This window comes from Streptomyces sp. NPDC020884 (genome assembly GCF_044333935.1).
In the GTDB taxonomy this organism is placed as follows: domain Bacteria; phylum Actinomycetota; class Actinomycetes; order Streptomycetales; family Streptomycetaceae; genus Streptomyces.
Window position 1 is genome coordinate 358,381 of sequence record NZ_JBIRRY010000004.1, and the last position, 23,835, is coordinate 382,215.

Annotated in this window: 17 protein-coding genes and 1 pseudogene; 8 read left to right on the forward strand and 10 right to left on the reverse strand. The window is 70.0% G+C overall.

Annotation, left to right across the window (positions count from 1 at the left end; translation table 11 throughout):
* Window positions 1–29: 29 nt before the first annotated feature.
* Window positions 30–2,627: a glycoside hydrolase family 9 protein gene (locus ACH4UK_RS15810; protein ID WP_398356627.1), complete on the forward strand. Its 2,598-nt coding sequence runs from the start codon at window positions 30–32 to the stop codon at window positions 2,625–2,627.
* A 39-nt stretch (window positions 2,628–2,666) separates the two neighbouring features.
* A pseudogene (locus ACH4UK_RS15815) lies at window positions 2,667–3,392 on the forward strand (cellulose binding domain-containing protein); the annotation flags it as partial.
* Between the two features lie 174 nt (window positions 3,393–3,566).
* On the opposite strand, the gene ACH4UK_RS15820 reads toward ACH4UK_RS15815, so the two are convergent.
* Window positions 3,567–4,595 (reverse strand): LacI family DNA-binding transcriptional regulator, encoded by a 1,029-nt coding sequence (locus ACH4UK_RS15820; RefSeq protein ID WP_398356629.1) that lies wholly within the window; start codon window positions 4,593–4,595, stop codon window positions 3,567–3,569.
* 140 nt (window positions 4,596–4,735) lie between these two features.
* Between ACH4UK_RS15820 and ACH4UK_RS15825 the strand changes: the two genes are divergently transcribed.
* The 5 genes from ACH4UK_RS15825 (at window position 4,736) to ACH4UK_RS15845 (ending at window position 10,993) form a co-directional block, all read left to right on the forward strand.
* On the forward strand, window positions 4,736–6,037 hold the full coding sequence (locus ACH4UK_RS15825) for an ABC transporter substrate-binding protein (protein WP_398356631.1): 1,302 nt from the start codon (window positions 4,736–4,738) through the stop codon (window positions 6,035–6,037).
* A 32-nt stretch (window positions 6,038–6,069) separates the two neighbouring features.
* Window positions 6,070–7,005: a carbohydrate ABC transporter permease gene (locus tag ACH4UK_RS15830; protein ID WP_398356633.1), complete on the forward strand. Its 936-nt coding sequence runs from the start codon at window positions 6,070–6,072 to the stop codon at window positions 7,003–7,005.
* Complete coding sequence (locus ACH4UK_RS15835) at window positions 7,002–7,823, forward strand: carbohydrate ABC transporter permease (RefSeq protein ID WP_398356635.1); 822 nt, start codon at window positions 7,002–7,004, stop codon at window positions 7,821–7,823. Before ACH4UK_RS15830 ends, ACH4UK_RS15835 begins: the two co-directional genes overlap by 4 nt.
* Window positions 7,820–10,294 (forward strand): glycoside hydrolase family 3 N-terminal domain-containing protein, encoded by a 2,475-nt coding sequence (locus ACH4UK_RS15840; RefSeq protein WP_398356636.1) that lies wholly within the window; start codon window positions 7,820–7,822, stop codon window positions 10,292–10,294. The genes ACH4UK_RS15835 and ACH4UK_RS15840 overlap by 4 nt, the downstream gene beginning before the upstream one ends.
* A gap of 108 nt (window positions 10,295–10,402) precedes the next feature.
* Complete coding sequence (locus tag ACH4UK_RS15845; protein WP_398356638.1) at window positions 10,403–10,993, forward strand: hypothetical protein; 591 nt, start codon at window positions 10,403–10,405, stop codon at window positions 10,991–10,993.
* Window positions 10,994–11,107: 114 nt separating this feature from the next.
* On the opposite strand, the gene ACH4UK_RS15850 is transcribed toward ACH4UK_RS15845, so the two are convergent.
* The 9 genes from ACH4UK_RS15850 to ACH4UK_RS15890 all read right to left on the reverse strand — a co-directional run bounded on the left by ACH4UK_RS15850 (window position 11,108) and on the right by ACH4UK_RS15890 (window position 22,627).
* A complete protein-coding gene (locus ACH4UK_RS15850) occupies window positions 11,108–12,643 on the reverse strand; it encodes an FAD-binding oxidoreductase (protein WP_398356640.1) in 1,536 nt (511 codons plus the stop codon).
* A gap of 97 nt (window positions 12,644–12,740) precedes the next feature.
* Entirely contained in the window at window positions 12,741–14,528 is a 1,788-nt protein-coding gene (locus tag ACH4UK_RS15855; RefSeq protein ID WP_398356642.1) for an FAD-dependent monooxygenase, read from the reverse strand.
* Window positions 14,525–16,018: a class I adenylate-forming enzyme family protein gene (locus tag ACH4UK_RS15860; protein WP_398356643.1), complete on the reverse strand. Its 1,494-nt coding sequence runs from the start codon at window positions 16,016–16,018 to the stop codon at window positions 14,525–14,527. The genes ACH4UK_RS15855 and ACH4UK_RS15860 overlap by 4 nt, the downstream gene beginning before the upstream one ends.
* Complete coding sequence (gene kynU, locus ACH4UK_RS15865; protein WP_398356646.1) at window positions 16,005–17,264, reverse strand: kynureninase; 1,260 nt, start codon at window positions 17,262–17,264, stop codon at window positions 16,005–16,007. Before kynU ends, ACH4UK_RS15860 begins: the two co-directional genes overlap by 14 nt.
* 82 nt (window positions 17,265–17,346) lie before the next feature.
* A complete protein-coding gene (locus ACH4UK_RS15870; RefSeq protein ID WP_398356648.1) occupies window positions 17,347–17,856 on the reverse strand; it encodes a flavin reductase family protein in 510 nt (169 codons plus the stop codon).
* The gene (locus ACH4UK_RS15875; protein ID WP_398356650.1) at window positions 17,853–19,148 is read right to left on the reverse strand and encodes a cation:proton antiporter; all 1,296 of its coding nucleotides are present in this window, start codon (window positions 19,146–19,148) and stop codon (window positions 17,853–17,855) included. Before ACH4UK_RS15875 ends, ACH4UK_RS15870 begins: the two co-directional genes overlap by 4 nt.
* Before the next feature lie 68 nt (window positions 19,149–19,216).
* A complete protein-coding gene (locus ACH4UK_RS15880; protein WP_398356652.1) occupies window positions 19,217–20,812 on the reverse strand; it encodes a tryptophan halogenase family protein in 1,596 nt (531 codons plus the stop codon).
* Window positions 20,813–20,870: 58 nt separating this feature from the next.
* Window positions 20,871–21,761, reverse strand: a complete 891-nt coding sequence (locus ACH4UK_RS15885; protein WP_398356654.1) for an alpha/beta hydrolase — start codon at window positions 21,759–21,761, stop codon at window positions 20,871–20,873.
* Window positions 21,761–22,627 (reverse strand): tryptophan 2,3-dioxygenase, encoded by an 867-nt coding sequence (locus ACH4UK_RS15890; protein ID WP_398356656.1) that lies wholly within the window; start codon window positions 22,625–22,627, stop codon window positions 21,761–21,763. The genes ACH4UK_RS15885 and ACH4UK_RS15890 overlap by 1 nt, the downstream gene beginning before the upstream one ends.
* Window positions 22,628–23,293: 666 nt before the next feature.
* Here ACH4UK_RS15890 and ACH4UK_RS15895 point away from each other — a divergent pair.
* A complete protein-coding gene (locus ACH4UK_RS15895; protein WP_398356994.1) occupies window positions 23,294–23,770 on the forward strand; it encodes an RrF2 family transcriptional regulator in 477 nt (158 codons plus the stop codon).
* Window positions 23,771–23,835 lie beyond the last annotated feature (65 nt).

Sequence of the window (23,835 nt, forward strand, 5' to 3'; positions counted from 1 at the left end):
GACCGAACCGCACCAGACGCGTCAGCCTGTTGGCCGGCCTCGCAGCCACCGCCGGGCTGCTGGCCGGCACCCTCGCCGCACCCGCCGGTGCGGCCCAATCCGTCAACGAGGCATCCGAGGCCCCCGAGCTCATCGTCAACGGGGATTTCTCCGCGGGCACCGCCCCCTGGTGGTCGACGGCCAATAGCCCCGTCGCCGTCTCGGACGGACGCCTCTGTGCCGACGTCCCCGGGGGCACGGTCAACGCGTGGGACGCCATCGTCGGGCAGAACGGGCTCGCCCTCACCGCCGGCGAGGGATACACCCTGAGCTACACGGCGACGTCCACCGTGCCGGTCACCATCCGCACCAACGTGCAGATGGCGACCGAGCCGTGGTCCACGGAGCTCTCCACCGCGCAGCCGGTCGGGGCGACAGTCGAACGCGTCACGGAGACCTTCACGGCCGGAGCCGACCATGACGCGGCGCAGCTCGCCTTCCAGATCGGGGGCAGTGCCGAGGCCCTCACCTTCTGCGTCGACGACGTATCGCTGCGCGGCGGGACCGCGCCGCCGCCGTACGAACCGGACACTGGATCCCCGGTCCGGGTCAACCAGGTCGGATACCTCACGCACGGCCCCAAGGCCGGCACCGTCGTCACCGACGGGACCGGCCCGCTGCCCTGGATACTCGACTCGGCCGCCGGGACACGCGTGGCCGAGGGCACCACCACTCCGGCGGGCGTGGACACCGCATCGCGACGGAACGTCCACACCTTCGACTTCAGCGCGGTGACGACCGCGGGGGAGGGGTACACCGTCACGGTCGCGGGGGAGAAGAGCGAGCCGTTCGCCATCGGCGACGACCTCTACGCGTCACTGCGAACCGACGCGCTCGCGTACTTCTACCACAACCGCAGCGGCATCGAGATCGACGCGGGCATCGTGGGCGAGCAGTACGCACGGTCCGCCGGCCATGTCGGGGTGAGTCCCAACCAGGGCGACAACGACGTCCCCTGCCAGCCGGGCGTGTGCGATTACCGCCTCGACGCGGCGGGTGGCTGGTACGACGCCGGTGACCACGGCAAGTACGTGGTCAACGGCGGTATATCGGTCGCCCAGCTGATGTCCACGTTCGAACGGACCCTGTACGAGGAGACCGCCGAACCCGGGCCGCTCGGTGACGGCGCACTCCGGCTGCCCGAGCACGGGAACGCTACTCCGGACATCCTCGACGAGGCGCGCTGGGAGCTGGAGTTCCTCATGCGGATGCAGGTGCCCGCAGGGGAGCCGCTCGCCGGTATGGCCCACCACAAGCTGCACGACAAGGCGTGGACCGGACTGCCGCTCCGGCCGGACCGGGACCCCCAGCCCCGGGAGCTGCATCCGCCGACCACGGCGGCCACCCTCAACCTGGCGGCCACCGCAGCCCAGTGCGCCCGCCTCTTCCAGGTCTACGACGCGGACTTCGCCGCGCGGTGCCGGTCGGCCGCGCGGTCCGCGTGGACAGCGGCCAAGGCCCATCCGGACATCCTCGCCGATCCGCAGGACGCCACGGGCGGCGGCGCCTACAACGACGACGACGTACGGGACGAGTTCTACTGGGCGGCGGCGGAGCTCTTTCTCACCACCGGTGACGACGGCTACCGCCAGGAACTCCTCCGCTCCCCGTTGCACGGTGACACCGACGCGGTCTTCCCGCGCGGCGGCATGTCGTGGGGCTCGGTCGCCGGGCTCGGAGCCCTGAACCTCGCGAGTGTGCCGGGCAAGCTGTCCGCCGAGCAACTGGCCGCGGTGCGCGGCATGGTGACCGAAGCCGCCGACGGCTACGCGGCAGACTCGGCCGGGGCCGCCTACGGCCTTCCGTACGCCCCCGACGACGGGCACTACGTATGGGGCTCGAACAGTCAGGTCGCCAACAATATGGTCGTCCTGGGCTCCGCGCACGACCTGACCGGCAGGACCGCCTACCGTGACGCCGTACTGCGCGGACTCGACTACCTGCTGGGCCGCAACGCGCTGAACCAGTCCTATGTCACCGGGTACGGCGAGCGGGACTCGCGTAACCAGCACCACCGGTTCTGGGCGAACCAGCTCGACCCGGCCCTGCCGAATCCCGCACCGGGATCCCTGGCCGGCGGTCCGAACGCGTCCATCGAGGACCCGGTCGCGCAGGCCAAGTTGAAGGGCTGCGCACCGGCGATGTGTTACATCGACGACATCGAGTCCTGGGCCACGAACGAGATCACCATCAACTGGAACGCCCCGCTCGCGTGGGTCGCGTCCTACGCGGACGATCTGGGCGGCGGTGAGCCCGTGCGGACGCAGTGCGAGGTGACCTTCACCTCGCAGCGCTGGAGCAATGGGTTCACCACCCACGTCGCGCTGAAGAACACCGGCGACCGCCCCGTCCAGCCCTGGCGGCTCGACTGGACGTTCGCCGACGAGCAGCGGGTGACGGACGCCTGGGGCGCCGACATCGGGCAGGCCGGGCCCCGGGTCACCGCCGAGGCCCTGGACTGGAACGCCGCTCTCGCGCCCGGCGGCACCGTGCGGTTCGGCTTCAACGGCCTGCCCACCGGCCTCGTGCACGACCCCCAGGTCTTCAGGCTGAACGGCATGGCCTGCGGGACGGCATCACGACGATGAGCGGCCGGCCTGCTCCTACCGTGTAGGAGGAGAATCGCTGTGAAACGCCTACTCGCTCTGCTGGCCGCCTGTGCCATGACCCTGGGCCTCACCGCCCTGTTCAGTCCCCAGGCGGCGGCTGCCGCCGGATGCAAGGTCGCCTACACGGTCACCAGCCAGTGGCAGGGTGGTTTCCAGGCCGGAGTGAAGGTCACCAACCTGGGTGAGCCCGTCACCGGCTGGACCCTGAAGTTCACGATGCCCGACGCGGGTCAGAAGCTCGTCCAGGGCTGGAACGCCACCTGGTCGCAGTCCGGTTCCGCGGTCTCCGCCGTCCCCATCGGCTGGAACGGCACCCTGGCCACCGGTGCGTCGGCCGATCTGGGGATGGTGGGGTCCTTCACGGGCGCCAACCCGAAACCCACGGCCTTCACACTGAACGGCGTCGCCTGTACGGGATCCGTGGACGGCCCCCCGCCCGTCGACCCGCCCGTCCCGGGCACCGGCACCCCCGTGGACGTCAACGGCAGGCTCCAGGTCCGCGGCGTGCACCTGTGCAACCAGTACGACCGCCCGGTACAGCTGCGGGGCACGAGCACCCACGGCATCCAGTGGTTCAGCAAGTGCTGCAACGCCGCGTCCGTGGACGCGCTGGCGCAGGACTGGAAGTCCGACCTGCTGCGCGTGGCCATGTACGTCCAGGAAGGCGGCTGCGAGACCGACCCGGCGGGCTTCACCAGCCGGGTGAACGGCCTCGTCGTCGTGGCCGAGAGCAGCGCGGCCTTCAGGCCGGGCACCTGCGACGGCGGCGACTACAGCAGCAGCGGTGTGCTGACCGAGTCGGGGGCGCTCCTCAAGAGCCGCATCAGCACCCCCGACTCTTCCCCACAGACTGACCCGTCTGGCTGACCGGCCGAACAGGGGGTGGGGCTCCGGCCGACCGGAGCCCCACCCGCGACCTCATGGGCGGGGCGGCGCCGTGCTCTTGCGTACGACCAGGCTCGTGGCCAGCTCCAGCCGCGTGGACACCGGTTCCTGGGCCCGTAGCCGCATGAGCATCTGCGCTGCCTCCTCCGCCATCTGGAGCAGCGGCTGGTGGACCGTGGTCAGGGCCGGGCTGGCCCAGCGGGCGATCGACACGTCGTCGTAGCCGACCACCGACAGGTCGTGGGGGACGCGCAGGCCGTGCACCCGGGCTGCTTCGAGTACGCCGAGCGCCTGGAGGTCGCTGCCCGCGAAGATCGCGGTGGGCTGCCCGGGGCGGGACAGCATCTCGGTGGCGCGGTCGTATCCGCCCTCCACGTGGAAGTCGCCGAACAGGATGAGTCCGGGGTCCACCTCCAGCCCGGCCATGGTCATCGCCGACCGGTAGCCGTCCAGCCGGGCGCGGGAGCAGAGCATGTCCTCGGGTCCGGTGATGACCCCGATGCGCCGGTGGCCGTACTCGATGAGATGGCGGGTGGCGGCCAGTCCGCCATTCCAGTTGGCCGAGCCGACCGAGGGAACGTCGGGGTCGGGGTCGCCCGCGGGGTCGATGATGACGAACGGGATGGAACGCGCCCTGAGCTGCTGCTTCACTTCGCTGGGCAGAGTGGAGAAGACGAGGACGACACCGAGCGGCCGCCGCTGGAGCATGGCCTCCATCCAGTCGGGGCCGGGCGAGTGACGGGTTCCGCTTTCGGTGAGGACGACACCGGCGCCGTAGGCCTTGGCGACGTTCTCCACTCCCCGGATCAGCTCCATCGCCCAGATGCTCTCCAGCTCGTGGAACACGATCTCGATGAGGCGCGCCTCGCTGGCCGACCGGGTCGTTCGTCGGTACGCATGGGCCTCCAGCAGGCGTTCCACCTTGACCCTCGTGGAGGTCGCCACGTCCTGCCGTCCGTTGAGGACCTTCGAAACTGTCGAAATGGAGACGCCGGCCCGTTCGGCCACTTGAGCCAGGGTGATGCGGCCCGTCTTCTCGTCATCGTGCATGGCGAGGAGCATAAAGCACGGGACAACTGCCGCCCAGGCGTAACGCTTTGATAACGCCGCGACCGAGGGTTGACCCTCCAGATGAGGAGTTCTAGCGTCCCGACTCAGGAAGTTTCGGTAACTGTTCCGAAAAAGTTTCGAAAGGTGTGCCGATGAAGCGACGCGCACGGTCCTCGCGGACCCTTGTCGTCGGTGGTGCCGTGCTCGCCCTGGTGCTGTCCCTGTCCGGATGCGGCGAGGACTCCGACGCGGCCGGCGACGACACCATCCACGTCCTGGTCTACGGGGACGCGGCGAACAAGGTGGAGAAGGAGGTCGTCGCCACCTTCAACAAGACGTCGAAGGTGAAGGCCGTCCTGGACACGATCCCTGGCGCCGACTACCAGGCGAAACTGCAGACGATCATCAACAGCAAGCAGGCGCCGGACGTCTTCTTCAACTGGGGCGGCGGCAGTATCAAGCCGTTCGTCGACGCAGACCTGCTGCTCCCGCTGGACCCCTTCATCGCCAAGGACCCGGACCTCAAGGCGAAGTTCCTGCCGTCCGTGTTCAACAGCGCGGTCGTCGACGGCACGTCCTACGGGATCCCCATGCGCGGTACGCAGCCCGTGCTGTTGTTCAACAACGGCAAGGTCCTCAAGAAGGCGGGCGTCGAACCACCGAAGACGTGGGACGACCTGCTGGCGGCGGTCGGGGCGCTGAAGGCCGACGGCGTCACCCCGATCGCGCTGGGCGGCGGCGACCGGTGGCCGACGCTGATGTGGTTCGAGTACCTGTACGACCGCATCGCCGGCCCGGAGCTCTTCCAGAAGGCCCTGGACGGCGACCGGGAAGCCTGGGCGAGTCCGGACAGCCGGAAGGCGCTGAGCAGGATCAGGGAACTGGTGGACGCCGGAGCCTTCGGCACCAACTACGACTCGGTGAAGTTCACCGACCAGGGTTCCCCCACGCTCCTGGCGACCGGCAGAGCGGGCTTCGAACTGATGGGCTCGTGGGCGTACTCGACGCACCAGGACGCCCACCCCGAGTTCGCGAAGAGCGACCTCGCATACAGTGCCTTCCCCTCCGTCGCGGGCGGCAAGGGTGAGCAGGCGAACGTCGTCGGCAACACCAACAACTTCTACTCCGTGGTGAAGAAGACGAAGCACCCGCAGGCCGTCGCCGAGTTCCTGAAGCTCATGTACTCGGAGCGATTCGTCAAGGCGCAGCTCGCCATCGGCAACCTGCCGACCACGACGAACACCGAAGGCCTCCTGGACACCGCCGCCAGCCCCAGGTTCGCGAAGTTCCAGTACGACATGGTCAAGGCGGCCCCGGCGTTCCAGCTCTCCTGGGACCAGGCGTACCCCCAGTCGGCCGCCGTCACGATGTACCAGTCCCTCCAGCAGTTCTTCAACGGCTCGATGGACGAGGACGCTTTCATCAAGGCCATGCAGGCGTTGCCGACCTCGTGAGCCCACGGAAATCCGGACCCGGGACACATGACATGACCACAACCCCAGCCCCCTCCGCGGACGGCGACACGGTCAGGAGGGCCGGCTCGTCCGGCATCGGAGCGGGCCGCCCGGGATTCCTCTGGGCGGCCCCCGCCGCCGTCTTCTTCGGCCTCTTCGCCATCGTCCCGCTCATCATGGTCGCCGTACTCTCCTTCGCCAGCTGGGACGGCCTGAGCGATCCGGAATTCGCCGGCCTCGACAACTGGAAGACTCTCCTCGACGACCCCGTCATGATCAAGAGCCTCTGGCTGAGCGTCCTGCTCACCGTGCTCGGCGTCGCCGTCCAGACCCCGCTGAGCATCCTCCTCGGGGTCTGGGCGGCGGGGCACCAGCGCAACCGGGCCGTCCTGTCCGCCATCTACTTCGTGCCCATGCTGCTGTCCGTGGCGGCCGTGTCCGTGCTGTGGCGCGCCGTCCTCGACCCCAACCTCGGTGTCCCCGCGCAAGCCACCTGGCTGTTCGGCGACGGCAACCTGTTCGGGACGCAGGCCACCGCGATCGGCGTCCTGGTCTTCGTCAGCACCTGGCAGTTCACCCCCCTGCACACGCTGATCTACCAGGGCGCGGCGCGCGCGGTGCCGCAGGTTCTCTACCAGGCGGCGCAGATCGACGGCGCGGGCACGGTGCGGCAGTTCTTCCACATCACGCTGCCGCAGCTGCGCAACTCGATCATCACCTCGATGATCCTGATGGTGGTCGGCGGACTCACGACCTTCGACACCGTGCTCATCCTGACCCAGGGTGGACCGGGGAGCGACACCACCATCAGCGCGTACTACATGTACCAGAAGGCGTTCAAGAGCTTCGACTACGGAGCGGCGTCCACCATCGCCCTCCTCCTGGTCCTCGTCTCCACGGTCATCTCGCTGATCGTGGTGCGGCTCTCGGGTTACGACAAGATGCGCAGCACCATGGAGGGACTGTGAGGAAGAGCTGTCCCAACTACTTCGCCGGCTTCGGCTCGCTGGTCTGGCTCCTCGTGGTGGGGCTGCCGCTGTACGTGATGCTCGTCGCCACCTTCCAATCGCGCTCCGACTACGCGGCGAACGGCCCGCTGTCCTTCCCCGAGCACTTCACGCTCGACAACTACGTCGACGACCTCAACAGCGGCTTCGCGCAGTACTTCCTCAACACCGTCATCGTCACCGTGTGCGTGGTGGGCATCGTCGTCCTCCTCGTCCCGCCGCTGGCGTACACCATCGTCAGGAGCCGGGGCCGCGCCACCACCACGGTCTTCCGGCTGTTCCTCCTGGGCCTGGCGATCCCCTCGCAGGCGGTCATCGTCCCGATGTTCTTCGTCATCAGCGAGGCCGGTCTCTACGACAACCTCATCGGCGTCATCCTGCCGACGGCGGCCTTCGCCATGCCGGTGTGCGCCCTGATCCTGACCGGTGTGATGCGGGACATCACCCCCGATCTGTACGAGGCCATGACGATGGACGGCGCCTCGTCCCGGAGAGTCTTCTTCCAGCTGGTGCTGCCGCTGTCCCGGAGCGGGGTCTCGACGATCGTCGTCTTCTCCGCGCTCCAGGCGTGGAACGGCTTCCTTTTCCCCCTCGTACTGACGCAGTCGGCGGAGACCAAGGTGATCACCCTGGGGCTCTACGACTTCCAGACGGAACACGGAGTCGACACTCCGGGCCTGCTCGCCGCGGTCGTCCTGTCCATGCTCCCCATCCTGATCGTCTATCTGTTCGCACGTCGTGCCCTGGTGCAAGGGCTGATGGGAGTGGGAGGAAAGTGACCGCCAACATCGAGAACGCCGGGATGCGGACACCCGCCGAGGCCACCGACCCGGGGGCGCCGGTGTCCGGCCCCCCGGCCCGCCTCGCCGGGCCCTGGCAGGATCCCGCCCTCGCTCCCGAGGCCAGGGCCGACGCCCTGATCGCCGCCATGACCCTCCAGGAGAAGGTCTCCCAGCTCTTCGGCGTCTGGGTGGGCGCGTCCGACAAGGGCGGCGAAGTCGCGCCGTTCCAGCACGACATGGAGGAGGTCGTCGCCCTCGACGATCTTCTTCCGCACGGCCTCGGCCAGCTGACCCGCCCGTTCGGGACGGCCCCGGTCGACCCGGCCGTTGGTGCCCTCTCGCTGTCGCGCACCCAGGAGCGCATCGTCGGGGCGAACCGATTCGGCATACCGGCGCTCGCCCATGAGGAATGCCTTGCGGGCTTCGCCACCTGGGGCGCGACCGCCTATCCGGTGCCACTGTCCTGGGGCGCCACCTTCGATCCGGAGCTGATCCGTGAGATGGCCGCCGCGATCGGCCGCGACATGCGCTCCGTCGGCGTGCACCAGGGGCTCGCCCCCGTCCTCGACGTCGTACGCGACGCACGCTGGGGCCGAGTCGAGGAGACGATCGGGGAGGACCCGTACCTGGTGGGGACCGTCGCCACCGCCTACGTACGGGGGCTGGAGTCGGCCGGGGTCGTCGCCACGCTCAAGCACTTCGCCGGGTACTCCGCCTCACGGGCGGGCCGCAACCTCGCCCCCGTCGGCATGGGCGCCCGGGAACGCGCCGACATCATCCTGCCCCCGTTCGAGATGGCCGTACGCGAAAGCGGCGTACGGTCCGTCATGCACGCCTACACCGACACCGACGGCATCCCCTCCGCGGCCGACGGACCGCTGCTGACCGGTCTGCTCCGCGACACCTGGGGCTTCGAGGGGACCGTCGTCGCTGACTATTTCGGCATCGCGTTCCTCAAGACGCTGCACGGGGTGGCGGGGACCTTCGGCGAAGCGGCCGGCGCCGCACTCGGCGCGGGCGTGGACGTGGAGCTGCCGACCGTCAAGGCGTTCGGCAGCCCGCTCACCGACGCTATCGCCGAGGGCCTCGTGCCTGAGGCGCTGGTAAATCGTGCGGTACGCCGAGTCCTGGTCCAGAAGGCCTGGTTGGGTCTGCTCGACGCGGACTGGAAGCCGGTGCCGCCGGTGCTCGCCGCAGCCACGGGGGCGGACGGCTCCGCGGCCGGGAACTCGGAGGCGCTGCGCGGGACCGTCCGTCTCGACACCGACGAGAACCGCGCGCTCGCCCGCCGCGTCGCCGAACAGGCCGTCGTACTCCTGCGCAACGACGGCACCCTGCCTCTCGCGGCGGACGCGGCCGGCGGAGCCCCTGCCCGCATCGCGCTCATCGGACCCAACGCCGAGGCCCCGACCGCCGTCCTCGGCTGCTACGCCTTTCCCGTCCACGTCGGAGGACGGCACCCGGGGACCCCGCTCGGCATCGAACTGCCCACCCTGCGCGAGGCGTGCGCGGCGGAGTTCCCCCACAGCGAGATCGTCACCGCGCGCGGCGCGGACATCGACGGCCCGGACACCGGCGGGATCGATGAGGCGGCCGAACTGGCCAGGAGCGCCGACCTCGTGATCGTCGCGCTCGGCGACCGGGCCGGTCTCTTCGGGCGCGGCACGAGCGGGGAGGGCTGCGACGCGGAGAACCTGGCGCTCCCCGGCGTCCAGCAGCACCTGCTCGACACCCTCCTCGACACGGGCACCCCCGTAGTCGTCACCCTGCTCGCCGGGCGCCCCTACGCCCTCGGGCAGGCGGCGGACGAGGCAGCCGCGGTCGTGCAGTCGTTCTTCCCCGGCGAGGAAGGAACGAGGGCCATCGCCTCGGTGCTCAGCGGTCGCACCGCACCGTCCGGCCGGCTGCCCGTCAGCGTGCCGCGCCACCCGGGCTCCCAGCCCTCCACGTACCTGGCGGCGCGGCTCGGCCACTTGAGCGAGGTGTCCAGTGTCGACCCGACCCCCGCGTACGGGTTCGGCCACGGGCTGACGTATACCGCCTTCGAGTGGAGCGACCTCGTTGTGGAGCACGGAATGGCCTCCACGGAAGGGGAGTTCGCGCTCTCCTGCACCGTCCGCAACACCGGTGCGCGGGAGGGGACCGAAGTGATCCAGGTGTATCTGCACGACCCGGTCGCCTCCGTGGTCCAGCCCGTGCGGCGCCTCATAGGGTACGTACGCCTCGATCTGGATCCGGGGCGGGCGGCCAGGGTGCGGATGACGGTCCCGGCGGACCTCGCCTCCTTCACGGGCCGTGACGGCGACCGGATCGTCGAGCCGGGCGATCTCGAACTGTGGCTGAGCGCGTCGAGCACGGACACGCGCCTCACGGCCCGGGTCACGGTGACCGGGCCGGTACGAACGGTCGACCACACCCGCCGCCTGCACATGAGCACCGCGACGGAGATCCTCACGGAAGCGCCGTAGCCCGGTGCGGGTGGCCGTCCGATGGTCCGCCTGTCCCCGCCGCGGACGGACAGGTCCCGGAGCGAACCTCCGAGGACCGGCGATGGGGCCGGCTCGCCAGGCCCCAGGGTGACCGAACCGAAGGTTGACCCCGCCCTCGTGGACGACCACGGCCGCGCTCCGGGCGCGCAGCTGGCCCAGTGGGGCGACCCTGGCGGCCGTGCCGAAGCTCGCCCCGCTGGCGACGAGGGAGCCGATGGCAACGGGAACGAGGGCCAGACGGGCCTGCAGGGTGCTGTAGCCGAGAGTGAACTGCAGCCACAGCGGCAGGATCGCGATGACGCCGAACTCGCCGATTCCGATGATCAGCGTGGCGATATTGCCGCTCCGGAACGACGCGATGGAGAACAGGCTCACATCCATCAGGACACGGTCCGCGTCACCCTCGTCCACCAGGTCGGGCGAGGGGCCGCCGGACCAGGTGAGGCCGAGGACCTCCAGCAGGTGGACGCCGATGATCCAGCCGTACGTACGTCCCTCGACAAGGCCGAATGCGAGCAGCCCGAGACCGGCGACGGAGGCCTGTTCCCCGTGGTCGTCGAGCCGGAGCGGCGCACGCCGTCGGCGCTGACGTCCCACCGCCGCCGGTGGGTCGCCGATACGGCGAAGGGGAGCTCTTCGAGATGCGGCCGCTGCTACGGCGAGGACACCCCGAGGTGAGACGGCCGCCCGGTGGCCAGGGAGTCGCCGCGCTGGGCCGGGAGCCGGTGCCGACCGTTCGTCGGCACCGGACCCTACGGACCTTCGGAACCCGCGAAGGACGGTGTACGCAGGTTACGCAGAGGCAGGAATGGCCTGCGGGAAACGGAAGAACCCGTTCGGGTCGTAGGCGCGCTTGACCCGGCTGAGCTCGGGGAGGTTCGAACCGTAGTAGGCGTCAGCCCAGTTCGTGAGGTCGGGGTCGGGGAAGTTCACGTACGAACGGCTGTTGGAGTAGGGATCCACAGCTTCGAACATGCCGTCCAGCCACTGTCCCGCGGCCGCCTTGTCCTCGTCGGTGAGGTACGCACCGTTGAGGCTGGTCGTGACGGTCGCGCTGTACAGCGCGTCGCGGTGCACCCAGGCCGTGGAGTCGGTGGCCGGGAGATTGGCGTCCTTGCCCAGACCGAGCAGACTGATGACGCGGAGCTGGCCCGCCCTGCGGTCGGCGTCGAACGCGGCGAGCATCTCGTCCACCCCGGCCCCGGGCAGGACCCGGCTGAACATCCGGCCGCGGTTCTTGATGTAGGCGGTTCGCGGGATGGACGCCTCGGGGCTGCTGCCCGTGGTGTGGCACGCGTCCACGGTCTTGTCCTCGCAGCCGAAGACACGCATCATCGCCTTCTCGTAGGTGAGGTCCTGGACCGCGCGTGTCGCGGGCTCACTGCCGATGAGGGCCGACAGCATCCGCAGCTCGGCGTCGAGCGCCTCCATCGAGCCGAGGTGCACACCGGAGACGACGAACACGGGGACGGCCCCCGGGCGCGCGTCGGGCATCCGCAGGACGCCGCCGCAGGCCAGGTCGGCGGAGCCCTGCGCCACCCACTCCAGATAGCCGGCGATCGCGGCCTGCGCCTTGTCCCAGGACCAGGTCAGGGTGTAGTGCCCGACCCGGGCGATGGAGGTCGGCTTCACCCGGTAGTCGGTGATCACACCGAAGTTGCCGCCGCCACCGCCGCGCAGGGCCCAGAAGAGGTCGGCGTTCTGGGACTTCGACGCGGTGACGACGCGCCCGTCCGCCAGGACCACCTCGGCCGAGAGCAGCCGGTCGGACGCGGGGCCGTACTTGCGGTACTGCCAGCCGGTGCCGCCGCCCGTGATGAATCCGCCGGGGCAGACTGTCGGACAGAAACCGGAGGGCACCGTCAGTCCGCTCGAGCTGAGCTTGTCCACGACGTCCACCGTCTGGACACCGGGGCCGAGCCGGACCTCGTCGGCGCCGGGCACGACCTGGTTCATCCGGGTCAGACTGATGACGAGGCCCTCGGTGGTCGACCAGCCCCCGTAGTTGTGGCCGCCGCTGCGCACCGAGGAGTGGATGCCGTGGTCCTGGGCGAAGAGGATGCACGTGCTGACGTCCTGAGGCGTCTCGCAGAGGGCGACCGCCTGCGGATATATGGAGTCGAACTGGGCGCTGGCCAGCTGCCTGGCGCCCTCGTAGCCCGCGTCGGCGGGAAGGACCACATCGCCGGTGAGCGACGCGCGCAGCGCGTCCCACTTCGTGTCCGCGCTCGTGGCGGAGCGGGCCGCGGCCACGGAGGCCGTGACGATTCCGCCGGCGGCGGCGGTGAGGCCGACGCCTGCTCCCAGGAGGGTTCTGCGGCTGATCATCTGTCCATCTCCCTTTGTTGCTCGGTTCATGTGCATGCCGGCGACGGGGCGGTACCGCAGAGGAGCGGCCCCCGCACCGGCGGGAACGCGTGCCGGGCTACTGCGGTCCCGGAACGCACCACGCATCGATCCGACCCGCCAGGACCTGCGTCGCTACCTGGTCGGGGCGGGCCCGGAAGCCGCTGAGCATGACCGGCACACCCAGGGCCGTACGCACCGTGTCGGCCGCTTCGAGGGCGTCGAGCACCGTGTCCGGCTCGGCGGCGCCGCCGAACGGCGCCGCGAGGTCGGCCAGGTCGCAGAGGCCCGCCGCGCGCAGCACACGCAGCCGGGCCAGCGCCGCCTCCGCCGCGTCGGCGAACCCGGTGCGCACGGCCACGGCCGGACCGGCCGGCCACCCGGCGGCCCGCGCGGCCTCGGCGAACGCGCCGGCCTCCGCCGCGGCCCGCTCCGGGTCCCGCGGGCACGGCCCCATGTCGATCACGACGAGCGGAGCCGAGGCGTGGGGACGTCCCCCGAGGATCACGTCCTCGGCGGCGACCACCACTCCCCGCGGCAGGTCCCGCGACGCGGGGCCGGGGTCCGCCGGGTCGTCCGCGGCGCCCAGCACGCACCCGTACGTCCGTTCCTCCTGCTCCTCGGGCCCGGGGGGCCCGGCGGTGAGGTCCAGCACGAGGCGTCCGGGCAGCCGGGTGGCCCCCACCTCCAGGGGCAGCGAGAGCACACCGGCGGACGGCGGCGCGTCCCCGGCCAGCAGCCGTGTCGCCTGCTCCACCAGGTCGGGGGCGTCGGCCTCGACCCGCTCCAGCCCGGTCGGCGAGGTGCGGCTGAGCAGGTGCACGGCGAACTGTGGCGTGGGCCTGGCCAGGTACTCCGGGGCGCGCTCGAACCAGCGCATGCTGCGCTCGCCCGCCGCCCTCAGCTCCCGGACGCCGGGCAGCCGCCGCCGCTCGTACTCCGCCAGAGCGGTCCCGATGTCGTCGTCGCGCCCCAGGGCCTGCCCGAGGAGGAACGCGTCCTCCAGCGCCAGACGCGTCCCGGAACCCACCGAGTAGTGCGCGGTGTGCGCCGCGTCGCCGATGAGCACCACGTTCTCGTGCACGCACCGGTCGAGGTGGACGGTGGGGAAGTGCGCCCAGCGCAACTCCTTGGCCTGTAGGGGCCGGTGGTCCAGGTGCTCCGCGAAGACCCGTGACCAGTGGCCGAGGTCCTGCTCCAGGTCCTCCCGCGGCCCGCCGCCTCCGCACGGCACCTCGACCACGAACGTGCTGATGCCGTCGCCGTGCGGATAGCCGTGGGCGACGACGGGGCCCGCGGCGGTCTCCTCGAAGATGAACGTCATGGCGTCGAACGCGGCGGTGGTGCCGAGCCACGCGAAGCGCGACCTGCCGTATCCGATGCGCGCCCCCAGGTCGGTCGCGAAGGCTGTCCGGGTCCGGCTGTGCGCGCCGTCCGCAGCGACCACGAGGTCGTAGCGGGAGCGCAGACCGTCGATCTCGGCGGGCGACTCGTAGCGCAGCTCGACCCCGGCGTGGAGGGCCTGCCCGGCGAGCTCGGAGAGCAACTGCTGCCGGGACAGGGCCACATACCCATGGCCCGAGCTGCGGTGCCGTCGGCCGTGCGCCCGGACCTCGACGTCCTGCCAGGTCACCTGGGAGGAGAGGACGGCGCCGAGCGACGGCGTCATGAACTCGATCGTGCGCACCGCGACGTCGGAGAAGACCACGCCGTACCCGTACGTCACGTCCTTCGGCGACCGCTCGTGGACGACGACATGCCAGTCGGGACGGGCCCTCTTGATCTGGGTGGCGGCCAGCAGACCGGCGGGGCCCGCCCCCACGCAGGCGACCGTCCTGTGCGCGCTGCCGGTGCGGGGAGCGGTCATCGGGCCGGGCCAACCTGTTCCGCGAGCACCCGGCGCAGGATCTTCCCTGCGGGGTTGCGGGGGATCTCGGACACGGTCCGCGCCTCCTTCGGGAGCTTGTACGAGGAGAGCCGCCCGTGCAGGAAGACGAGCAGGGCGTCGGAGGAGAACTCCGCGCCCTCCTCGACGACGACGAACGCGAGGGGGACCTCGCCCCACACGTCGTCGGGGACGCCGATCACCGCGGCGTCGGCCACCCCGTCGAAACCGGCGATGGCGTTCTCGATCTCGGCGGGGAAGACGTTCTGGCCGCCCCGCTTGATCACGTCCTTCTTGCGGTCCTTGAGATGGATGTAGCCGTTCGCGTCCATCCAGCCCAGATCGCCGGTGCGGACCCAGCCGTCGACGATGGTGCGGCTCGTCTCGGCCGCGTCGCCGACGTAGTGCGACATGCGCCCCTCGGCCAGCACGCACACCTCGCCGACCTCGCCGGCGGGCAGCGGAAGGTTCTGCTCGTCGTGGATCCCGACGCGGATGCCGGGCACGCTCCGCCCGCTGGACTCCAGCGGGATGCTGCCGTCCTGCTCCGTGGACGCGTCGGACAGCCAGGTGCAGAAGGTGCCGCCGGCCTCCGTCATGCCGTAGACGTTGCGGAAGGCGCAGCCGAAGGCGTGCCGGGCGTCCCGGAGCAGCTCGGGGCTCATCGGCGAGGCGCCGAACATGATCTCGCGCAGCGTGTTGGGGACCTTGGTGTCCTTGCCGACCGCCATCATCAGGAACCGCAGCATCTGCGGCACCATCCAGATGTGCGTGATGCCGCCTTCGGTGATCTGCCGCAGGACCGCCCGGGGCTGGAACTCACGCATGATGTGCAGGGTGGCGCCGGCCGCGACGTAGTGGAGCGTGGCGGTGATGCTGCCGTGCGACAGCGAGTTGAGGTTGAGCAGCCGGACGCTGTCGTCCACGCGGGCCTGGGCCAGCCAGGACAGCGTCATCTGCCGCAGCGCGCCCGCCGTCTGGAGCACGCCCTTGGGCGCGCCGGTCGTGCCGGACGTCAGGAGCACCGCGAGCGGGTCGTCCAGCGTCGCGGCGAGCGGCGGCGGGGTCCGCCCGGCGACCAGCAGCTTCTGGAACTCCTCCGAGTCGAACACGGTCGTCCGGTCCCCGGCGAGGCCGAGCCTCTCCACCGGGCGCTGTTCGCCCAGGACGTGCCGGATGTCCATCCGCTCGGCGGCGTCGGCGAACTCCGTGGGCGACATGGCGTGGTTGACGGGGACGAAGGGCGCCCCCAGATGCGCCAGCGCGAAGTAACTCGCGATGACTTCCAGCCTGTTGCGCGAGTACACGGCGACGCGGTCGCCGTGCCGGATGCCGTGCTCGCTCAGGTACGCCGCGATCGAGTGCGCGGCGCCCCTGAGTTCGAGCCAGGTGAGGCTGCGGTCGCCCTCCACCACGGCGGGCGCGTCCCCGCGTTGCTGGCAGTGCTGGTCGAGGATGTCACTGAGCCACATGGGTCTCTCCGATGAGTCTGTGCGTCGCGTCCGTTTGTCCGCGCGGCGTGCGGTTCGACTCCGCCAGCTCGCCGAGGGCCGTGACGGCATCGTGGATGTCCCGGTACGAGACGTAGAGGCTGTTGAAGCCGAAGCGCAGCAGGGTGGGTGGCCGTACGTCGCCGATCACGCCGCGCTCGGCCAGCTGGTCCATGAGACGGGAGGCGTCGGGGTGGCTCAACGTGACCTGGCTGCCGCGCCGTTCGTCCTCGCGGGGCGTGACCAGGTCGAATCCGAGGTCGGCCAGGTGATCGTCGAAGCACTCGATGAAGAACCGGCCGAGCCGGACGTTCTTGGCCCGGATGTCCTCGACGGACACGTGGTCGAACACGTCCAGGGCCGCGTCGAGCGCCGACAGCGAGAGGATGTGCGGCGCGCCGACGCGGAACCGCGACATGTCGTCGGCCGGACGGTAGTCGGGCGTCATCGCGAAGGGCGCGGCGTGGCTGAGCCATCCGGTCAGGGGCGGGTCGGTGGCGGCGCGGTGCCGCTCGGCGACGTAGAGGTACGCGGGGGCGCCGGGGCCCCCGGACAGGAACTTGTAGCTGCAGCCGACCGCGAGGTCGACGCCGTCCGCGTCCAGCGACAACGGCAGGGCCCCCGCGGCGTGGCACAGGTCCCACACGGTGACCGCGCCCGCCCGGTGGGCCCGCGCGGTCAGCTCCCCGACGTCGAACGCCTCGCCCGTGCGGAAGTCGACCGGACTGCCCAGGACGACGGCGACCTCGTGGCCGTACGCGTCCAGGGCGGCGCCCATGCCGCCCATGGGGACGGGTCGGACCTCCAGCCCGAGGAGCCTGGCGACGGAGGAGGCGAGGTAGCGGTCCGTGGGGAAGCCGTCGCCGTCGGAGAGGATGACCTTGCGCTCCGGCCTGAGCCGGGCGGCCGTCGTCAGCGCGTTGAACAGCTGTACGGAGGTGGAGTCGCCGGTCACGGTCTGCCCTGCCGCCGCGCCGATCAGCCGGCCGATGCGGTCGCCCGTCCGCAGGGGTGAGTCCAGCCAGCCGTCGTCGGTCCAGCCCTTGATCAGGTGGTTGCGCCACTGCCGCTGCACGGTGTGGTCCAGCGCGTCCGGTACGCCGGTGGGCATGGCGCCGAGGGAGTTGCCGTCCAGGTACACGACGCCGGGCGGAAGCTCGAAGCGGTCACGAGCGGGTGCTAGGGGGTCGGCACGGTCCAGCCGCTCGGCGGCTGCTCGGCTCGTCATGTACGGGGATCTCCGATCTGGTGCGGGGCGGTCGTGTCGCGCGGGCGTCCGTGGACGCCCGCGCCGGGAACGCGGTGAGGGGTCAGTCCTCGGGCCAGCTGCAGTAGCGCCGCCGTCCGTAGAGCAGGGGCCGGAGGTCCGGCGCGGTGGTGACGCCGAAGACCTCGCCGAACACGATGACGTGGGTGCCTCCGTCGGCGGTCCTGGTGACCCGGCAGTCCGCGACGGCGTGCGCCTGCTGGACGAGGTGGGGCCCGCCCCCGCCGGGCGACCACGGCACCCGGTCGAACCGGTCGGAGTCCCCGGAGCTGAACAGGGCGGCGGCGGACTCCGCCTGTCCGTGCAGCAGGTTCACGGCGAAGGCCCCGCTCTCCAGCAGGGCGGCGAGCGTGGGACTCTCCGCGCGCAGGCAGGCCAGGACCGTCGGCGGTGACACGCTGAGGCTGCACAGCGAGGAACAGGTCATGCCCCACGGCCGCCCCTGGCGGTCGCGCGTGGTGACGACGGAGACCCCGGTGGGGAACTCGGACATCAGGGTGCGGAAGTCCTCGGCCGCCACGGGCTTGGGGGAGATGGTCGACAGGTCGGTCACGGAACGTTTCCTCTCGCTGGTGCGAGCCCGGGGGCCGCAACCGTGTCCGGCAGGCGGCGGTGTTCGGCGCGGTCGATGGCCAGCAGGGCGGGCCCGGTCATGGCGGTGGTGGCCAGCGCCATGACGAGGAGGGCGAGGTAGAGGGTGCTGGTCAGAATCCCGGTGCTGTAGCCGATCTGGAGCACGATCAGCTCGGTGAGTCCGCGGGTGTTCATCAGCGTCCCGATCCGCAGGGAGTCGAAGCGCCCGTACCGGCCCAGGCGCGCACCGGCGTACCCGCCCAGCGCCTTGCCTGCGGTGCCGAGCAGGACGGTGAGCGCGATCAGGACGACCGACGCGGATCCCAGCGCCTCGGTCAGCACGGTGACGCCGCTGACCACGAAGAAGACGGGCACCAGCGCGTGCCCGACCTTGGTCACGCTCGCCACCGGGCGCTGCCACGCCTGACCGGACCGGGTGGGGACGGCCAGCCCGGCGAGCACGGCTCCCACGATCGCCGTCATGCCGTGCTCCTTCATCGTGAAGGCCAGGGCGACGGCGAACAGCGCGACCAGGAGCGCGGCCGCCCTGGGGAACCGGGTGCACGCACGGGTGCTGAAGCGGGTCGCGAGCAGGGCGCGCACCGCCAACGCCACGAGCGTGCCCGCGGCGAGGACCCCGGCCGCCCGCAGGAAGCCGCTGATGTCGCCGGAGCGCAGGCCGACCGCCACGGGCAGCAGCAGCCACGCCACGCAGTCGATCACGATCGCGGCGAGGAGCGCGGTGCGGCCCGTGTCGGTGTCCGCGAGCCCCCGGTCGTCGAGGATCCGGGCCAGCACGGGAACCGCGGTGATGGACATGGACACCGCGACCACGAGCAGGAAGGAGGCCAGCGGGGCGCTGCCGCGGGCGGCCTGGTCGTCGGTGAGCAGCACCCAGCCCGCCAGCAGCAGCCCTGCCGCGAGCGCGGGCAGGAACGATCCGGCGATGAGCCACCAGGTGCGCTTGGACCTGGCCCCGGCGGGGCCCAGGCGGAGATGGCCGGCCAGCCCGACCATGAACAGGACGAGGCCGACCTCGGCGATCGTCTTGAGGTGGTCGAGGACGGCGTCGGGCAGGAGGGTCTCGAAGGTCTCGGGTCCGAGCAGCCGGATGAGGGCGGGGCCGATCAGCAGGCCCGCCACGATCTCGCCGATCACCTCGGGCTGACGCGTGGTGCGAGCCGCCAGCCGGCCCGCGCGCACGACCAGCACCGCAGCACAGAGGACCGCGAGCAGATGGGCGGCTCGAAGCAGTAGTTCTGGGGCTGTCACGGGGTTCCTGTCGGTGTCGGGAGAGGGGCCGCCCGTCCGGGCCGTGGAGGGCCCGGACGGGCGGTGGACTACTTGCCGTGCAGCTGACGCAGGTAGTCGTAGGTGCTGGGCAGGGTCCGCAACAGCTCACCCTCGCGCTTCTTGACCTCGGCGAACGCGGCCTCGACGGTGGCGATCGACTCGGGGCGGTGGGCCAGCGCGGGCAGGGAGTGATCGGGCAGGAAGTCGAGGCCCGAGAACATGCAGTAGTAGTTCGCGTTGCTCCAGAAGTTGCGGAACTCCGCCTCGAAGTTGCCGTAGTAGTTGCTCTCGTCCGTGATCGGCAGGTTCACCCCGAGGCCGGACTTGTAGAGCGCGACCTTCTCCTTGAAGCCCTCGGCGAGCTCCAGTTCCTTGCAGGCGCGCCAGAACGGCGTGTCGTTGCGCGGGGCGAAGCTGAAGTGGGCCTGGACGAAGTCCCGCGTGTCGTCGAACATCGTCTCGATCTCGCCGTTGAACCGGTTGGTCAGGGCGGGGTCGAAGCGCTTGTCGGGGAAGTTCTTCACCAGCTGGAAGAGGGCCGCGTAGACGAAGTAGATGCCGGTGGACTCGAGCGGCTCCAGGAAGCACGAGGCCAGACCGATGCCGACGCAGTTCTTGACCCAGGCGCGGCGGTTGCGGCCGACACGGAACTTGACGTGGTTGAGGGGCTGCTTCTCGGGGTCGAGGCCCCACATGCGGCAGAACTCCTCGGTGGCCTCGTCCTGTGTGGCGAACCGGCTGGAGTAGACGTAGCCGGTGCCGAAGCGGCCGAGCATGGGGATCTTCCAGGTCCAGCCGGACGACATCGCGATCGACGAGGTGAACGGCTCGATGCCGTTGGCCTCGTCGTCGTGGGGCACCTGCGTGGCGACCGCGCGGTCGTTGAGCAGGTGGTCGCTCATGTCCAGGAACGGTTCCTTCATCGTCTGGTTGATGAGCAGGCTGCGGAAGCCGGAGCAGTCGACGAAGAGGTCGGCCTCCAGGGTGAGACCGCCCTCGGTCCTGATGGAGGTGATGTGGCCGCGCTGGTCGATCTCCGCGCTGACGAACTTGTCCTCGATGTGGACGGCGCCCTGCTGCTCGGTGGAGAAGCGCCGCAGGAAGTTGGCGACCAGGTTGGCGTCGAAGTGCCAGGCGTAGCTGGCCCACTTGGTCCCGTCGAGGTAGCGCGGGGAGAGCTTCTGGTCGAAGACCGCCGGCTGCGGGTAGCAGGCGCGGTCGAAGGGCTCATCGGTCAGCCCGTTGAGCCGCTTGTGCGTCCAGTAGTGCGAGAGCGGCAGGTTGTCGTGCTCCGGCAGGAGTCCGAAGAGGTGGTCGAAGCGGTCCTTGTCCTTGCCGAACGGGCGGCTCTCGGACTCACCCGCGCCGGGCGTCCGCCAGTTGACGAAGCGGATGCCCATCTTGAAGCTGGCGTTGCACTCCGGCATCCACTCCTCCTCGCTCAGTCCGAGGAAGTCGAAGAACACCTTCTGGAGGTTGGCGATGGTGGCCTCGCCGACGCCGATTCTGGGAATCGCCGGCGCCTCCAGCACCGTGATCTTCACGGTATCGCCCAGCGCGCGCCCCAGGTAGGCGGCGGACATCCATCCCGCGGTGCCGCCTCCGAGCACGACAATGCTCTTGATCCGGTTGTCAGTGGTCATGACTGTGTGAACCCCAAAATGATCGGTTGCAGGGAGTGGTGCGGAAGAAGGCGCGTGATCACGCAGCCGTCAGGCCCAGCCGACGGAATACGGCCGCACCGAGAGCCGTGGCGGGATCGTCGAGATCGAAGGTGATGTCGAAGTGGTTGCGGTGGGAGACGACCAGGTCCCGGACCTCGGGCGAGCGCGCGGCCACCGCCGACACCAGGTCGTCGTGCTGACGGCGGAACTCGTCGGTCTCGGCTCCGCCGCGGGCCACCACGAGCGGCGGGAGGCGGTCGGGCAGCCGGTGGAGCGGGCTCATCGGACGCGCGGTCCGCGCAGTGAGACCGAGCGGTTCGTTGACGTAGGTGAGTCTGAGCGGTTCCAGGTCGTAGACCCCGCTCAGCAGGACGGCGCCGGCGAAGGCGTCGGCAGGGTGAGCGCCGCCCGGTCGCCAGTCGTCCAGCAGGGCCATGAGCACCAGATGGGCGCCCGCGGAGCTGCCGCTCAGGATGATGCGCCGCTTGTCCACGCCCAGTTCGGCGGCGTGCACGACCAGCCACTCCAGCCCACGGCGCACCTGGGCGACGATGTCCGGAAGCCGGTACGCGGGCGCCAGACCGTAGTCGAGGGCGGCGAAGGCGGCGCCCGCCGGCACGGTCCCGCGCGCCGGGAAGGACGACTCGTCCTTGCTCAGCTCCTGCCAGTAGCCACCGTGGACGAACACGAGCAGGGGAGCATCGGGCTCGGCGGCGGGGAAGAAGTCCAGCGTCTCGCACGCCTCGGCGCCGTACGGGATTCCCGTACGGACCGTGAGCTCGTCCCTGGTCCGCTTGCTGAGCGCCGCGTACGCGTCCAGGAACACCGTGATGTCGGCGACGCGGGAGCTGGGGGAGTACTGCCGGTCCAGCGACTCCTGGTCGTAGGCCCCGTAGACGAGCGTGTCCGTTCTGCCTTCCTTCGGCATCAGAACTCCGTTCGTACGGACCACAGTTCGGGGAAGAAGCGGTGCTCGGCCACCCGACGGAGCCATTCCACGCCCAGCGTGCCGCCCGTTCCGGGTTTGTGGCCCATGATCCGTTCGACGGTCAGCAGGTGCGTGGTGCGCCAGCGGGAGTACTGGTAGTTCAGCTCGGAGAGGGCCTCGGCGAGCGCGTGGAGCTGGGGGTCCTCCTCGGGGGACCGGTAGATGGCGCCCCACGCCTCTTCCACGAGCAGGTTCGGCTCGTACGGTTCGGCGTACTCCACGGGGACGCACTTCTCGGGAACGCGTCCCCTGCGGTGCAGCAGGGACAGCGTCGCGTCGTACAGGCTCGGCGCTTCCAGAACCGATGTGACCTGCTCGTACAGCCATGGAACGGCCCGGTACGCCTCGGCCAGGCGACGGGTCTTGTTGCCGAGGGAGAACTCCAACTGCCGGTACATGTACGACTGGAAGCCCGACGCGGCCCCCAGCTCGTCCCTGAAGTTGGCGAACTCCTTGGGAGTCAGGGTGCTGACCGGTTCCCAGCAGGAGATGAGCACGTGCTGGACGCGCTCGATCCTGCGGAGGTAGCGCAGGGCATCGTCGATCCTGTCGTCGAACAGCAGGTCACGGACCCGGTTGATCTCGGTGAACAGCAGCTTGAACAGCAGTTCCTGGACCTGGCCCGTGATGTAGAAGGTCAGCTCCGCCGGCTCTTCGGTGCGCGGGTGCTGCAGGCTCAGCAGTACGTCCACGCTGTGGTAGTCGATGTACGGGGTGCTGTTCTCGTTGACACGGCCCACGCTGAAGTCCAGGACCGGCTCGCCGTCGGTCTGCTCGGACTGGGCGCGCCGCTCCTCCTCGGTCATCGCGCGGTATGCGCGGGGGCCTTGCGTAACTCCCTCGGTTGCCATGCGAGATGAACTCCAGTCATGCCTGGTGAACCCTGGAACGACGTCGGCGCCGTGGGTGCACTTTGGATGGGGTGGGGTACATAACTCTGCGGTGGAGTAGGGGTGTTGGCCATATCTCCTGGAGTAACCGCAGCGCAGATCCGGACCCTACGGGACGCAATTTTCTCGAGTCAAGAGTTCAGTGGCCGCATCGTGTTGAACCGCCGACCGGGCTATTGCCCTTTGGGTAAATGTGTCGCACGCTAAGCGGAATCCTTCACGTCCAGATCTTCTGGTGATCGAAGATAGATTTGGATCGCGGCTCGGTTTTGGCTAATTCTGATGCTTCAACGCGCCTTTGCCGGGGCAGTGCGAATGACTTCAGGCCGCGTTCCGGCCTCGCGGTGGCTTGAGGATCCGTCGCTTCACGCGCCGTTGGTGACCGGATCACGCCGGGGTGATGAACGGCTCCGTTCTGGCCAATTCTGGTGCTTCCGCGCTCGCTTGCCGGGGTCGCGCGAATGGCTATATGTGGCGTTCTGGTCGGCGAAGTGGTGCGAGGATCCCCCGGTCCGGGGGCAGTTGGCGACCGGGCGACCCTGGGCGGGAACCAGGACAACTGCTATCTTGAGTGTCGTGAAGATGTCGTCGACGGTTGAGTGGACAGTCCATGTGTGCCTCACGCTTGCGTGCGCACCCCCCGGGGTATCGATGCAGTCCGGCGCGCTGGCGGAGTTCCACGGACTGCCGAAGCCCTACCTCACGAAGCAGCTCCAGGCTCTCGTGAGGTACGGAATTCTGCGTTCCGCTCCAGGGGTGCGAGGCGGCTTCTCGCTGGCGCGCCCCAGCGCCGAGATCACGCTGATGGACATCGTCGCGGCTGTGGAGGGCCGAGCCGAGCTCTTCCAGTGCGCAGAGATCCGGAAAAGCGGTGTGATCGCCGATTCCGGCCTGAGCAACATGAATCTTCCGTGCATCGTTCAGATCGAGATGTCGAAGGCCGAAATGGCCTGGCGAAAGACCTTGGCCGCACAGACCATTGAGGATCTGGCCAAGCGTCTGGAAAATGGTGCGCCGCACGTGGTGGACGTCACCCGCAAGTGGATCGCAGCGAACTGAACCCAGATACCTTCATTTCTCAACTCTCTCTTCCCCGGGGTGTCTCCGGCGTTGGGCGCTTCGTC

Excerpts from the sequence above, each read along its gene's own strand:
- kynU (WP_398356646.1), bottom strand. The coding sequence starts at position 17,264 with ATGACGAGCCGAGCAGCCGCCGAGCGGCTGGACCGTGCCGACCCCCTA.
- ACH4UK_RS15850 (WP_398356640.1), bottom strand. The coding sequence starts at position 12,643 with ATGATCAGCCGCAGAACCCTCCTGGGAGCAGGCGTCGGCCTCACCGCC.
- ACH4UK_RS15830 (WP_398356633.1), top strand. The coding sequence starts at position 6,070 with ATGACCACAACCCCAGCCCCCTCCGCGGACGGCGACACGGTCAGGAGG.
- ACH4UK_RS15880 (WP_398356652.1), bottom strand. The coding sequence starts at position 20,812 with ATGACCACTGACAACCGGATCAAGAGCATTGTCGTGCTCGGAGGCGGC.
- ACH4UK_RS15825 (WP_398356631.1), top strand. The coding sequence starts at position 4,736 with ATGAAGCGACGCGCACGGTCCTCGCGGACCCTTGTCGTCGGTGGTGCC.
- ACH4UK_RS15820 (WP_398356629.1), bottom strand. The coding sequence starts at position 4,595 with ATGCTCCTCGCCATGCACGATGACGAGAAGACGGGCCGCATCACCCTG.
- ACH4UK_RS15890 (WP_398356656.1), bottom strand. The coding sequence starts at position 22,627 with ATGACCGAGGAGGAGCGGCGCGCCCAGTCCGAGCAGACCGACGGCGAG.
- ACH4UK_RS15860 (WP_398356643.1), bottom strand. The coding sequence starts at position 16,018 with ATGTGGCTCAGTGACATCCTCGACCAGCACTGCCAGCAACGCGGGGAC.
- ACH4UK_RS15855 (WP_398356642.1), bottom strand. The coding sequence starts at position 14,528 with ATGACCGCTCCCCGCACCGGCAGCGCGCACAGGACGGTCGCCTGCGTG.
- ACH4UK_RS15885 (WP_398356654.1), bottom strand. The coding sequence starts at position 21,761 with ATGCCGAAGGAAGGCAGAACGGACACGCTCGTCTACGGGGCCTACGAC.
- ACH4UK_RS15895 (WP_398356994.1), top strand. The coding sequence starts at position 23,294 with ATGTCGTCGACGGTTGAGTGGACAGTCCATGTGTGCCTCACGCTTGCG.